This window comes from Marinobacter sp. H13 (genome assembly GCF_059072335.1).
In genome coordinates, this window is record NZ_JCACRU010000001.1 from 2,615,766 (window position 1) to 2,629,459 (window position 13,694).

Consider the following 13,694-nt stretch of genomic DNA (forward strand, 5'->3'; position numbering starts at 1 on the left):
GTCATGTCTTCCCCGGAACCCATCGTCGCCAAAGGCCTTGGCCGCCAATTCGGAGACAATGTTGTCATCGAGCCACTGGATGTTTCCGTTGATCGCGGCCAACGAGTGGGCATTGTCGGTGCTGATGGCGCTGGCAAGACGACGCTGTTACAGATGTTGGCTGGCATCCTGGACCCCACTGTGGGGGAATGCCGGGTCCTGGGCTTCGATACCCGTCGTGAGGCCAAGCAGGTTGCTGCCCGGATTGGCTATATGTCCCAGGGATTTACGCTTTACGATCGACTCAGCGTCAAGGAAAACCTGAGCTTTGCCGCTCGCATCCGGGATGTGCCCGACGAACTCTATCGGGAGCGTTCAGAAAGGTTGCTATCCATGTCGGGGCTTGGCCGCTTTACTGACAGGCCCGCCGCCAAACTGTCCGGTGGCATGCGGAAAAAGTTGTCGCTATGTACCAATCTGGTCCATGAACCGGAGCTGCTGATCCTTGACGAACCGGGGCTCGGCGTCGACCCCCTGTCCCGGCGCCATCTCTGGACCATGCTCGACCGCTTCCGGTCGCAGGGCCTGACCATGGTTGTGGCTACCTCCTACATGGACGAGGCGGAGCGCTGCGACAGGATACTGCTGCTGGAACAGGGCCGCGTTCTTGCGGATGGGTCGCTGGAAGAGCTGCTGAGGCCCGCCGCCGGAAGGGTGTTCACTGTAAATGCTGGAGATACCGGACGAGGCTTGCGGGAGTTGTCCGGCATCCTGGCTCAAATTGACAGCGTCCATTCAGTGCAGTGGTTGCCGGATCACCTGCGACTGGTGATGAACGCGGACATCGCTGAAAACCAGCTCGCCGAGTTATTGCCCGAGGGAACCCACCTGGCGGCGGCCGAGCCCCGGCTCGAGGATCTGTTTGTGCTGCGGACGGACAGGAGGGCCGGCGAGCAGCAGTTTCCGGAATTGGCCCGGCAAGACAGGGGAAAAGAGGAAGGGCTGGTGGCCACCGGCCTGAGCGTCCGCTTCGGACATTTCAAGGCCGTTGACCGGGTGAGTTTCGAGGCGCCATCTGGCGAACTGCTTGCGTTGCTGGGGCCCAACGGGGCGGGCAAGACAACCCTGATCAGGGCCTTGTGCGGGCTGGTGGCCATCGATGAGGGCAACGCCCGGGTGGCCGGGGTGAGCTCCGGCGGGGGTAGCACCGCATTGCGCCGGCAAATTGGTTATATGTCACAACGGTTTTCACTCTATCTGGAACTGACCCCCTGGGAGAATCTCCGCTTCTTTGCCAATGCCTACGGCCTGGCCGGAGGCGCGGCGCGGGCTGCGATCGACTGGGCCAGGGAAGTAACGGGGCTGACAGATATTCCCGACAAGCTCACCGGTGATCTTTCAAGTGCCTTGCGCCAGCGTCTGGCGCTGGCCTGCAGCCTGCTTCACCGGCCCCGGGTCTTGTTCCTTGATGAGCCCACCTCGGGTGTCGATCCCGTCGCCCGGTACCGTTTCTGGCGGGTTATCCGTGAGCTGGCCGCCAGCGGTATGACCGTGCTGGTCACTACCCACTACCTGGAGGAAGCGGCCTATTGTGATCGTTTGGCGTTAATGCTGGACGGGCGGCTGCTTGCACACGGTAGCCGATCATCGCTGAATCATTCGCTCGGCCTCGAAGCCGACGCCACGGTGGAGATGCTCTTCACGGCGGCCATAGAACAGGCGGGAACGGCCAATTCCCGGGCGTTGGGACCATGAAGGCTCATCGGCTTGGAGCCCTCATCGTCAAGGAAAGTCGCGAGCTGATTCGCGACCCGGTTACCATTGCGTTGGCCGTGATCATGCCGCTGATCATGCTTTTTCTGTTCGGCTATGCGGTCAATCTGGATGTGGAACAGGTTGCCGTGGGCATTTACGATCTGGACAACACGCCGGCAAGCCGCGACCTGTCAGCCCGTTTCGACAGCTCGCGGTATTTTCAATTAGAGCAGAAAACGACCGATCTCCGCGATCTGGAGTCGGCACTGCAAAGCTCGACCATCAGCATGGGCGTGGTGATTCCAGCCGGCTTGGCCCGGCAACTGCTCAGAGGCGACGAGGCGCCTGTCCAGGTGATCGTGGACGGCGGCTATCCTGTTCTGGGTCGATTGGCATCGGCCTATGCCGAGGCGGTAATCGCAAATTTCCCCGCCCCGCGTCAGAGCGCCGTCCGGGTCCAGGCCAGGGTCTGGTTCAATCCCTCCCTGCGCAGCGTCAATTTCGTCATCCCCGGGTTATTTGCCGTGATCCTGATGGCGTTCCCACCCCTGCTGACCGCCCTGGCGATCGTGCGTGAGAAAGAGACCGGTACGATTGAGCAGATCTATGCATCGCCGGTCACCTCAACCGAGTTTGTTGTCGGCAAGCTGGTGCCCTACGGTCTGGTGGCTTTTCTGGAGATTCTTATGGTCATGGTGGTGGGGTTTGCCTGGTTTCAGGTCCCCATTGCCGGCAGCCCGATACTGCTGCTGACGTCCGCTTTCGTTTATGTGCTGACCACGGTGGGTATCGGCCTGTTGGTCTCATCCCTGGTCCGTACCCAGTTGGCGGCCATGTTGATAACGCTGATTGTCACCTTGATGCCGTCGTTTTTGTTTTCCGGTTTTCTGTTCCCTCTGTTCACCATGCCTCTTGCCCTGCAACTGTATAGCTGGCTTTTCCCTGCCGGTTATTTTATGGAAATCTCCCGGGGCATCGTACTGAAATCAGCCGGCCTTGAAGCCGTTCTGCCAAATCTGATGATGTTGATCGTCTATACGGTCCTGGTATTTGTCTTCGCGGCCTGGCGAATGAAGCAGAAGGTGGCCTGATGGGAATTGCCTTATTTGGTTTGTTGCGCAAGGAGCTCGTGCAGTTCTTTCGTGACCGGTTGATACTGACCCTGATACTTTGGCTTTACACCATTGAAGTCGTCATTTGTGCCGTTGCGCTCAGTTTTGATGTAAGCCACCTGCCCCTGGCGGTGGTGGACGAGGATCGCAGCGCCTTGAGTCGCTCGTTGATCCAGAAATTTGCGGTGAGCGAAACCTTCGACCTGAAATTTCAGGAAACCCGTGTGGCAACCGCCACTGACCTCCTGGAGAAAGGCGATGCCACCATGGTGTTGGTCGTTCCCGCCGGGTTCGAAGGTGCTCTTCTCGCTGGCAAGAATGCTCAGCTCCAGTTGCTCCAGGACGGCACCAATTCCAACATTGCCGCCAATGCCGTCAATGATGCTCTGCAGATCGTCCAGCGCCAGGAGCGCGAAGCGCTCCCTGCTGCCGGGAAGAAGGGGGTCGCGGTACCCCTGATCCGTATCTGGTATAACCCCGATCTGACAACATCGGGTTTTATCGTGTTATCGATGATTGCTCTGGCCGGTATGATGGTGGGCGTTATTCACCCGGCCGCCTCTATTGTCCGGGAAAAGGAGCGAGGCACTATCGAGCAGCTGCTGGTGACGCCCATTTCCACCCTGGAACTGTTCCTGGCCAAGGTCACACCCACGCTGATCATGGGCGTACTGTCCATCTTTCCGAGTTTGGTGATTGTCAGAGTCTTTGATGTGCCCCTTCAGGGCAGTCTGCTTTTATTTCTGGTGCTGACCGCCATCTTTTTGCTCAGTGCGATTGCGCTGGGCGTACTGATTGCCGCCTACAGCCGGACCCTTCAGCAGGCGTTGCTGCTCTCCTTTTTCGGACTTTTCCCGCTGATGTTCCTGTCGGGCAGTTTGACGCCGGTAGAAGCCATGCCGCCTTTCCTGCAAAGCCTCTCCCTGCTGAGTCCACTGCGTTATTACATGGATATCATCGTCGGTATTTTCCTCAAAGGCGCCGGCCTGGCGGTTCTCTGGGATGAGGCTCTCGCCTTGCTGGTAATCGGTGTCACGCTGTTTATTTTCTCCCTTTGGGTCTTTCGACGCCGGGTACAATGAGATCGGTTGGGTGAGTGCCTGACGTTTGTCGCTACACGGCCAAGAGGATACGGCGCATAGGCATCAGGATTACCGTGATTATTCATTTTCATCAGTAACCTGAATCAATGGGATGGACTCCTCCTCACCTCACCGGCATCTACGTGCCAAAATGGTGAGTGATTTGGCGAGAGTCAGTGGGGCGATTTCATCCATGAACTCAACCATCATCCCTGTGTTGATTTTGCCGAGCGCAAACCGAACAACCAGCTGCATGTCGTCTACGATGGAACCCATTGGTCTCTTGACGAGTTAATGGAACTGATCAAAACCCACGGAGGCGGGTTGCAGGCCGGGTGGTGGACCCAGCGGAAACTGGCGTGGTGTCGGTTTACAGACGACAATGTTCGGGCCAACGCAAAACATGATCCGTTTTGCTGTTCCAAAATCCCACCTATGAAGCGTAAATAGAAACGACAATAACCGGTGGTTGAATGAGCAGGGAGCAAGACAGAACCACTCGCTATCAGGAAGGCAGTCTCACCCTGCCAGGAACCGTCATGCTGGGTACCGGCGTCATGATAGGCGCTGGTATTTTTGCGTTGACCGGACAGATGGCACAGATGACGGGCGTTCTGTTCCCCCTGGCGTTTCTGGCGGCCGCCGTGATCGTCAGTTTCAGTGCTTATTCCTACATCAAAATTTCCGATGCGTACCCGTCTGCGGGCGGTATCGGCATGTACTTACACAAGGCCTACGGAAACCGGCTGCCGACCGCATTTAACGCCTTGCTGATGTACTTTTCCATGGTGATCGCCCAGAGTTTTCTGGCCCGCACGTTCGGCTCCTACACCATGCAGCTCTTCGGTGGCGACGAAAGCGGGCGAATGGTGCCCATTCTCGGGGTGTCACTGATCCTGGCAGCGTTTCTCATAAATCTGCTGGGTAACCGGATGATTCAGGGTGTGGCTTCCTTTATCGGCGTCCTGAAAATCGGCGGCATGCGTATTCCAGACCAAGGTTGCCACTGATTCCAGACGAAGCCTGCCACCCATTCCACGCGAAAGCTGCCACCTTGGCAGGCTGCCTGATTTCCCCATCAAAACGTCCGGCGCGGGATAACTAACGGTACTCTGCTCCTTTTCATCCGGAGAGGGTCAGATGCCAGCGAAGAGGTTATCCATGCGTAAAATCAAAGAAGTCCTTCGCCTCAAGTGGGAGCGAGGGCTGAGTAACCGGCAGGTTGCCGCAGCCTGCGGCATCAGTCGCCCCACTGTGAGCGAGTATCTGCGGCGTGCTGCTGAGGCGGAGCTTGGCTGGCCGCTGCCAGAGGATCTGAGTGAAGCCCAGCTGGAGCAACGGCTGTTCCCGCCACCACCGGATCTGCCGGCACAGGCCCGAGGCATTCCGGATTGGAAGCGAATCCACGATGAACTCCGGGGCAAGAACGTCACCCTGTTCCTGCTCTGGCAGGAGTACCGGGAAGCCAATCCGGATGGCTACCAGTACAGCTGGTTCTGCGAGCACTACCGGGCCTGGCAGGGCAAGCTGGATCTGGTGATGCGTCAGGACCACCGAGCCGGTGAAAAGCTGTTCGTGGACTATGCTGGGCACACGGTGCCCGTCATTGACCGCACCACCGGTGAGATCCATGAGGCGCAAGTCTTTGTGGCAGTGATGGGTGCGTCCAATTACACCTGCGCCGAGGCCACCTGGAGCCAGACCCTGCCGGACTGGATCGGCTCCCACATCCGAGCCTTCGAGTTCCTGGGCGGCGTGCCGGAACTGGTGGTTCCGGATAACCTCCGTTCCGGCGTCAGCAAGGCCCATCGCTACGAGCCGGACCTCAATCCGACCTATCAGGATATGGCTGGCCATTATGGCGTGGCCGTTGTCCCTACACGGGTTCGCAAGCCCCGTGACAAGGCCAAGGTGGAAGGTGGCGTATTGATCGTTGAGCGCTGGATCCTGGCGGCCCTGCGCCATCGTCAGCACTTCTCCCTGGGGCAGCTCAACGCCACCATCCGTGAGCTGTTGGAGAAGCTCAATAGCCGCCCCTTCCGCAAGTTGCCCGGGTGCCGGCTTGATCACTTCAAACAGCTGGACCAGCCGGTTCTACAACCGCTACCCGCCGAGCCGTATGTCTACGCCGAGTGGAAAAAAGCCCGGGTACACATCGACTACCACGTGGCCATCGATGGGCACTACTACTCGGTGCCCTACACCCTGATCAAGAAAGAGGTGGAGGTCCGGATCACCCACAACACCATCGAATGCTTCCACCGGGGCAACCGGATCGCCAGCCACCGGCGTTCGGATCAGAAGGGTCGGCATAGCACCATCGCCGCTCACATGCCGGAGTCCCATCGCCAAGCCGGCGAGTGGACCCCAGAGCGACTGACCGCCTGGGCAGCCAAGACTGGACCGGCAACTGAAAAGCTTATCCGTACCGCGCTGGGGGCAAGAAAGCATCCGCAACAGGCCTATCGGTCCTGTCTGGGCATTCTCCGGCTGGGCCAGAGCTACGGCGAGGCACGATTAGAACGTGCCTGCCAACGCGCCCTGATGCTGGGCAGTTGCCGATACAAGAGCATCGAATCCATCCTCAAGCACCGCCTGGATGAGCAGCCCCTGGAAGAGCAACAAGAACTGGCCTTACCCGACACACACGACAACATCCGTGGCCCCGCCTACTACCACTGAAGGAACCTGACATGCTGAAACATCCCACGCTGGATAAGCTCCACGCCCTCAAACTGACCGGCATGGCCGCCGCCCTGGCGGATCAGTCGGCCACCCCCGACATTACCGACCTGAGCTTCGAGGAGCGCCTTGGCCTGCTGGTCGACCGGGAAATGACGGAACGGGACAACCGACGCATGAGCAGCCGCCTGCGCCGGGCCAAGCTGCGACACGCCGCCATCCTCGAAGACATTGATTACCGGAACTCACGGGGCCTGGATAAAGGGCTTGTCCAGAGTCTGGCCAGCTGCCAGTGGGTGAAGGAACACCTGAACGTGCTCATCACCGGCCCGACTGGCGTCGGGAAAACCTGGTTGGCCTGTGCTCTGGCACACAAGGCCTGCCGGGAGGGTTACACCGCCCAGTACGTCCGCCTGACCCGGCTGCTACGAGAGCTGACCATCGCCAAGGGCGATGGCCAATACTCAAAGCTCCTGACCAGCCTGGCCAAGGTCGACGTGCTGATCCTGGATGACTGGGGGCTGATGAAGCTGAGCGCGGAGAACCGGCGGGACTTGCTGGAGGTGCTGGAAGACCGACATGGCCGGCGCTCCACCATCGCCACTAGCCAATTACCCATCGAGGAATGGCACGGCATCATCGGTGACGCCACTCTGGCAGATGCCATCCTGGACCGGCTCGTACACAACGCCTACAAGATCAATCTGCGGGGCGAATCCATGCGAAAACAGCAGGCAAAGTTGACGGGCACTGAGACTTCGGAGTAAGAAGAGAAACCCCGCGTCGCTACGCTCCGATGGGTGGCAGCCTTGCTCCGGTCCGGGTGGCAGGCTTCACGTGGAATGGGTGGCAACCTTCAGCGGTTTACGCACTCAAAGAACAAAAAGAAGCTGAAAGCCTAGAGTTGGGTCGTAAGCTCTTAGAAAAATCACTTAACGGTATTAATTTTAGCTGGAAAGATATTAGCCAAGAACAAATACAAAAGGTGCTAGAGCATAACCAATGTGAGACGGTAGATTCCTTATTGCGAACAATTGGAGCCGGTTATCGCATGCCCTATATTGTAGCAAGGCAATTGGTTTCGGATTCAAATCCAGATCTCGCTGAAAAAGAAGTCATCAATATAGATTCCAAGGTCTTGGTAAAAGGCACAGAAGGTATGAGCTTATCTTTTGCCAACTGTTGTTATCCAATTCCTGGCGACCCCATTATTGGTCTTCCTGATGAGTCGTCAGGCTTGGTGGTGCATTCTGCATCTTGTTCAAAGGTATTGAACTTGAAGGATAATCTTGCTCAGATGCATTTATCTTGGGTCAAAGATATTACCGATGAATTTACCGTAGAAATTCGTGTAGAACTTGAACGTCAACGAGGCATTATTGCAGAGTTAGCCCGAATTTCTCATGAGGGGATAAAAGAAAGCGGCTGAAAGTGTTAAAATTTCAGGACCTTACACCATCAATCAACACCAACAACCGCTATCCAAAATGGTACCTCAAAAACTGACCTTCTCGCCACTTTCCCGCCGCCAGATTGAAACCGACTTCTCCGGAGGCCATATCACCTCCGATGCCGGCTTGCTGTTACTGCGCGAAGTCGACAAACAACACCGGTTAACCCAACGGCTGGCCGAGACTCTGACCGACCAGCGGGATCCCCGGATGATTCGTCATGAGCTCAAGTCCCTGGTCCGGCAACGGGTCTACGGTGTGGCCGGTGGCTACGAAGATCTGAATGATCATGAAGCGCTTCGCTTTGATCAGGCACTACAAACCGCCACGGGGAATGCCTCGACTCTGGCCGGCAAGTCCACGCTTTGTCGAATGGAGCAGGCGATGGATCGGCAAACCATTGTCAAAGCGCATGAGTTGCTCTGGCACCACTTTATCGAGCAGCATGAGAAGCCGCCCAAGGAAATCGTGCTGGATTTTGACGGCACCGATATTCCGGTGCACGGCGACCAGCCGGGTAAGTTCTTTAACCGGTATTACGACCATCACTGCTACTTCCCGCTTTACGTCTTCTGCGGTAGGCACTTGCTGGTGAGCTATCTGCGCACCAGCAATCGAGGTGATGCCCGGCACAGCTGGGCCATTCTGGCGCTGCTGGTGCGATTTATTCGCGAGTATTGGCCACAGACCCGGATCGTGTTCCGGGGCGACTCCCACTTCAGCAAGCCCCGACTGCTGGCCTGGTGCGATCGCAACCAGGTGGATTACATCGTAGGCATGGCCCGCAACCAGCGGCTGGAGGCGCTTGCCGCCCCAGCCATGGACAAAGTCCGGACCTACTACGAGGCTCATGGCCATAAGCTCGCCAGCACCTTCCGCTTCCGCTACAAAGCCCGAAGCTGGCATAAGCCACGCTGGGTGGTTGCGCGCCTGGAATATGGCCCTCAAGGCCCGAACCCCCGGTTCGTTATCAGCTCCCGCTACGATGACGGATTCAAGCTCTACTACGAACAGTATTGCGCACGGGGTGATATGGAGAACCGGATCAAGGATCAACAACTGGATCTGTTTGCCGGTCGCACCTCCAGCACACACTGGTGGACCAACCAGTGGCGGCTGATCTTATCCGGCTTCGCCTACACCCTGTTCGAGCGTTTGCGGGTGCATCTGAAAAACACGCCCTTCGAACGTATGAGTGCCGGCACCTTGCGCTTGAAGCTGATCAAGGTTGGCGCAGTCATCATCCGCAACACCCGCCGAATACGGGTGTTGATGAGTGATAGCTATCCACACAAGAACGATCTCTCAGCACTGGTTCAGCGCTTGGTGCCCCAGTAGATAATCGGGCTCCCCCGGCCCGATACCAATGGGGGAAAGGGGGAGTTGTGCCTGAATGCCGGAAACTGGCTAAATAATCGCCAACTTCGACCATGACCACTCGGATCTGGCACTACCAGGCTTGGTCTGCGAAGGTTGTTGGAGCACTATGAGAAATCCGGGTTAGCCGCGGCTATTACCAGAGCAGAAGGTAATATCGAGCGTATTGGCGTAATCGAGCAAAATGCCAAGCTTAGTGTTGTGGGCGTGGTGCTGCATGTTCAAGGTCGCCGTCACTTGGCGAACGTTATGAAGCGGGTGCGAATGATAAAAGCGGTTGTGCGCTTGAATCGTGTGATCACGAAAACTCGGAAAAACCCAAAGAAAGATAAGAAAGGATAATGCATGTCTAATCGCTCAATAGTTCAAACAAATCAAGCTCCAGAAGCTATTGGTACCTACTCTCAAGCAGTAAAAGTTGGTGATACTGTCTACCTTTCGGGACAAATTCCTCTTGTACCAAGCACGATGGAAATGATTGATGGCGGGATTGACGCTCAAATTGATCAAGTATTTAAGAATTTGTCAGCAGTATGCGAAGCGGCTGGTTCTTCTTTGCAGGATCTTGTGAAATTGAATATATATTTGGTTGATCTTGGTCACTTTGCCAAAGTGAATGAAATTATGGCAAAGTATTTTACTCAACCTTATCCGGCTCGCGCTGCTGTGGGCGTCGCGTCTTTGCCTCGTCATGCCCAAGTTGAAATGGATGGAATACTCGTTATTCAATAGAGGTCTTTGTTTGCAAGCGTAGTAATTGTACAGCAGTTTCCCGTCAGTATTTTTAGAGTCCCGTCTCAATTACTCAGTGCATTTTATTAAAGTGCTCTGATATACCTATTCATTAAATTTTCTATTCTCTCGCTAAGGGTTACAGCGGGTGTCAAATTGGTGCACCCTAAATTTAAGCGCATTATTTTGGTGCGCTTAGGTGTAGTGTAGGTATAAGTATAAATACGTAGTTGTTATGTAATATATTGAAAATAAAGATAAAAAATAGCATGGCACGGTCCGTGCTTTACATCTCGGTAGGAATTATTATCAACGAGTATTAATAGCTCAATTAAATAAACCTTTGGGGGTTCTTGTTATGTTAAAAAAATCTATGACTACATTCCGTTTGTCTGCGCTTAGTGCTGCAGTTACTGCTGGTTCTATGATGGTTGCTCAACAAGCTGCTGCAGAAGTGCCAATAACTGACGATATGATGATGGCTGAGGAAGTTGAAGTAACCGCTTCAGTAGCTGTTTCTAATATGTACCTATGGCGAGGTAATAACTTGGGAAATAGTACTCCAGCTATTTCAGGTGATATCAATGCCAGTGCCGGAGGTTTTTACGGTGGTATTTGGGGGTCATCGGGCGATGCGGAATCGGGTAATGAATTTGATGTTTATGCAGGTTTTGGTGGTGAAGTAGAGGGTTTCATGTATGACCTGATGTTCGTCACATATGTCTACCCAAGTAATCAGGTGCAGGATGATACTATTGGAGATTTATCTGAGATCATTCTAACGCTAGGTTACGGCCCGGTTCACTTCTCTTACTATGATAATATCTCAGGTGCTACAGGCTATGAATATTATACTTTAAGCGGTTCCATTGATGCTTTTTCAGCCACGCTTGGTTACAGTGACTCTGAAGCGACAGGCACAGATTATACTCATTTGGATTTAACCTATTCGTATAATGATAATTTAAGCTTTACATTAAGTCAGATAGTTGACGCTCCGGATGAAGCTAACTGTGCGCCTGGATTTAGTGTTTATAGTGGATGTGATGATGACCTGAAAATGGCTTTTGTATATTCTCTACCCATCGATTTAAAATAAATTTTGGTAAATTCTCCAGTTAAAAATACCCTTATTTGTTAAGGGTATTTTTATTTGTATCAGGGTATGCGGCCCTGCCTAAGCTTTAGATTATCATTCGCTGTCCTCAACCGGGCTGCAAAACCAAAGTTTAATTTATTATTTTGCTGAAACTTTTATTTTTGATTAGGATACCCTGCAATTATATTCTGTTATTAAATTTAAAACCTTAGGGAATAATATGGACGCTCGCTATCAAGTCCTTTGTCAATGGGTTGCGCAGCAGCTTAATCAAGATAAAGTTGAACTATCTGTTGTGTCGGGTGATGCCAGTTTCAGACGTTATTTCCGTTTTACCTTGGTTTCATAGAATAAGTGCAGCACTTTGACCCACGGGTAGAGCAAGAAGGGCCAGTGCCGGTATCCTGATTAGCTTTACCGACCAAAGTGAAGCAGAGATGGAATACCGACAACTGACCCAGACACAACGATACCAGATTTTTGCACTGCGCAGCACCGGGCTGAGCATGCGGGACATCGGCACGACTGTGGGCTGCCACAACAGCACAGTCTCAAGAGAGCTCAGGCGCAATCTGGCAACAGAGGATGGTTACCAGCCGGAAGAAGCCCAGGTCTTGAGTGACGCTCGTAGATGCAGCGCCCCGAAGGCCAACAAACGCAATCCCGGCGTGATCATGTGGATTAAGGAGCGGATTCGTCACGCCTGGAGTCCGCAACAGATAACGGGGTTTATGCGCAGGTTCTGTGAGGCAGGGCTTCAGGTCAGCCATCAGTGGATCTATGAGCTGATCTACAGAGACAAGGCCAAAGGAGGCGATCTGTGGACCGACAACGCGGCCAATAGGCTGGCGCAGGAACAGGGGCGGAATTTTTTCGTGTTGGCCGGGTTGTTCGCGCTGTCGGCTTTTTTGCCCACACCGGTCGCCTATTGGGTCTTTGCCGCCGGCGTGGCAGCAATTCAGCTGCAGTATATGCTGCCGCGCGTAGGCACGCTCCGCTTCGAACGCTTTGTGCCTCAACTCGGACACATCTCGGAGCGCTTCGGCCTTCTGATGTTGATCTTGCTGGGTGAAGGATTCTTTAAGCTGGTGGTCACGCTGGCCGACAAGGGCGTCTACATAGTCAGCGCGGGTACGCTGTTCAATGTGACCATGGGCGGCTTGTCCCTCTTCGCGCTGGCCTGGACTTATTTCGACTGCGCAGGCAATGCAAAACCGAAGAGCCGCACCAGTGCTGTGCTGCTGAGATACTGGTTTGCTCACATCGTGATTTTGTGGAGTGCGGTGACGATTGGTGTTGCGCTGGCCGGAGAAGTCTACGTCGGCCTGTGGGAGCCTTATCCGGCCGGCTACGGCGCGCTTGCCTCGGCCGGCCTTGCGGTTTTTTTAGCTTCGCTATGGGCGCTGCGTCGAACCGTGGCTGATGCCACCGACAAATACCACAGCGCCGGTCTGAGGCTGTTCGGCATTGTCATGGCGCTGGTTGTGCTAGCCGTTCATCCCTTCGTACCGTCGATTGTCAGCAACGGGCTTTGGGTCCTGGCGCTGTTCTCGCAGATTGGTGTGCCGATTTTTCTGGCGCTAAGATATGGGCGCCGGTCTGATAAAATGCTGTGATGGAACATGGCTACGCCCATGCAATTTGACAGATAGCCGCCAGGGATTTGATGGGTTCTTCTTATGCTCATTAAGCCGTAGAACCACATTCTTTTCGGAAGCATTCATCAAGCCGGCCTTTTTGTTTTCGTGATCAGTGATTGTCCGTTGGCGCTGTCCACGCCGGCGCTTCGTCCTCAGTTCGCCGTGCGTCCTCCCGCATGGCGTGCCCCAGTGACTCTTCGAGCTTCACGAACAACTCCTCGTACACGCCCGATGGCACCTACGACGATCTGCGCGAAGCCCACGTGGACCTGGCGGTTGGCGTTCTGAACCAGCACGACCACAGCCTGCGGAGCACCTGGTTGTTTGAGGGTGGCTACGTGCTGGCGATGCGCGAAGGACATCCGCTGGCGGGTAAGCCGATCACCATGGAGGAATTCCTGGAGGCCCGGCATTTGCTTGTGTCCATGTCGGGCGACGCCCATGGTTTCGTGGACAGCTACCTGGACCAGAAGGGGCAAAGCCGCCGGATTGCCGCCACCGTCAATCATTTCTCCATCGTGCCGCAGGTGCTTCGGGAGACAAACCTGATTGCGGCGGTGCCGGAGCTCATCAGTCAGGACTGCGGTTTTGTGAACGGGCTCTGGATGGGAGAGCTGCCCTTTGAGGTTGATCCCACCAGCATGTACCTGGTCTGGCACGCCCGCCATGACCGGGATCCCGGCATTATCTGGATTCGGGACCACCTCGAGCGCCTGCTGCGGGATCGCTGGCACTGTGGATAAATAGGTCTGTCCCGGTTTTCCGGATAAATAGGTCTGTCCCGG

The 13,694-nt window shown here is 55.0% G+C and carries 12 protein-coding genes and 2 pseudogenes; all 14 read left to right on the top strand.

The genetic code is table 11. The annotated features are described in order from the left end of the window. Nucleotides 1-3 precede the first annotated feature (3 nt). On the top strand, nucleotides 4-1,734 hold the full coding sequence (locus tag AC5JQH_RS12060) for an ATP-binding cassette domain-containing protein (RefSeq protein WP_008172530.1): 1,731 nt from the start codon (nucleotides 4-6) through the stop codon (nucleotides 1,732-1,734). Next, nucleotides 1,731-2,825 (top strand): ABC transporter permease, encoded by a 1,095-nt coding sequence (locus AC5JQH_RS12065; protein WP_008172528.1) that lies wholly within the window; start codon nucleotides 1,731-1,733, stop codon nucleotides 2,823-2,825. Before AC5JQH_RS12060 ends, AC5JQH_RS12065 begins: the two co-directional genes overlap by 4 nt. Further along, complete coding sequence (locus tag AC5JQH_RS12070) at nucleotides 2,825-3,928, top strand: ABC transporter permease (RefSeq protein ID WP_493805626.1); 1,104 nt, start codon at nucleotides 2,825-2,827, stop codon at nucleotides 3,926-3,928. Before AC5JQH_RS12065 ends, AC5JQH_RS12070 begins: the two co-directional genes overlap by 1 nt. A gap of 165 nt (nucleotides 3,929-4,093) precedes the next feature. Then, nucleotides 4,094-4,378 (top strand): annotated as a pseudogene (locus AC5JQH_RS12075) (hypothetical protein); the annotation flags it as partial. 23 nt (nucleotides 4,379-4,401) lie between these two features. Next, nucleotides 4,402-4,917: pseudogene (locus AC5JQH_RS12080) on the top strand (APC family permease); the annotation flags it as partial. Between the two features lie 151 nt (nucleotides 4,918-5,068). After that, complete coding sequence (istA, locus tag AC5JQH_RS12085) at nucleotides 5,069-6,610, top strand: IS21-like element ISSpu5 family transposase (RefSeq protein ID WP_493805627.1); 1,542 nt, start codon at nucleotides 5,069-5,071, stop codon at nucleotides 6,608-6,610. An 11-nt stretch (nucleotides 6,611-6,621) separates the two neighbouring features. Further along, complete coding sequence (gene istB / locus AC5JQH_RS12090) at nucleotides 6,622-7,377, top strand: IS21-like element ISSpu5 family helper ATPase IstB (RefSeq protein WP_008170042.1); 756 nt, start codon at nucleotides 6,622-6,624, stop codon at nucleotides 7,375-7,377. Between the two features lie 29 nt (nucleotides 7,378-7,406). After that, nucleotides 7,407-8,039: a RelA/SpoT AH/RIS domain-containing protein gene (locus tag AC5JQH_RS12095; RefSeq protein WP_493805628.1), complete on the top strand. Its 633-nt coding sequence runs from the start codon at nucleotides 7,407-7,409 to the stop codon at nucleotides 8,037-8,039. Nucleotides 8,040-8,097: 58 nt separating this feature from the next. Continuing rightward, a complete protein-coding gene (locus AC5JQH_RS12100; protein WP_011784498.1) occupies nucleotides 8,098-9,399 on the top strand; it encodes an IS1380-like element ISMaq3 family transposase in 1,302 nt (433 codons plus the stop codon). A gap of 138 nt (nucleotides 9,400-9,537) precedes the next feature. After that, a complete protein-coding gene (locus tag AC5JQH_RS12105; protein WP_493805629.1) occupies nucleotides 9,538-9,780 on the top strand; it encodes a hypothetical protein in 243 nt (80 codons plus the stop codon). Between the two features lie 3 nt (nucleotides 9,781-9,783). After that, complete coding sequence (locus AC5JQH_RS12110; RefSeq protein ID WP_493805630.1) at nucleotides 9,784-10,170, top strand: RidA family protein; 387 nt, start codon at nucleotides 9,784-9,786, stop codon at nucleotides 10,168-10,170. Nucleotides 10,171-10,528: 358 nt separating this feature from the next. Continuing rightward, the gene (locus AC5JQH_RS12115) at nucleotides 10,529-11,269 is read left to right on the top strand and encodes a TorF family putative porin (protein ID WP_493805631.1); all 741 of its coding nucleotides are present in this window, start codon (nucleotides 10,529-10,531) and stop codon (nucleotides 11,267-11,269) included. A 437-nt stretch (nucleotides 11,270-11,706) separates the two neighbouring features. Next, a complete protein-coding gene (locus AC5JQH_RS12120) occupies nucleotides 11,707-12,885 on the top strand; it encodes a low temperature requirement protein A (RefSeq protein ID WP_493805632.1) in 1,179 nt (392 codons plus the stop codon). A 140-nt stretch (nucleotides 12,886-13,025) separates the two neighbouring features. Continuing rightward, the gene (locus AC5JQH_RS12125) at nucleotides 13,026-13,652 is read left to right on the top strand and encodes a LysR substrate-binding domain-containing protein (RefSeq protein WP_493805633.1); all 627 of its coding nucleotides are present in this window, start codon (nucleotides 13,026-13,028) and stop codon (nucleotides 13,650-13,652) included. The last annotated feature ends 42 nt before the right edge of the window (nucleotides 13,653-13,694 follow it).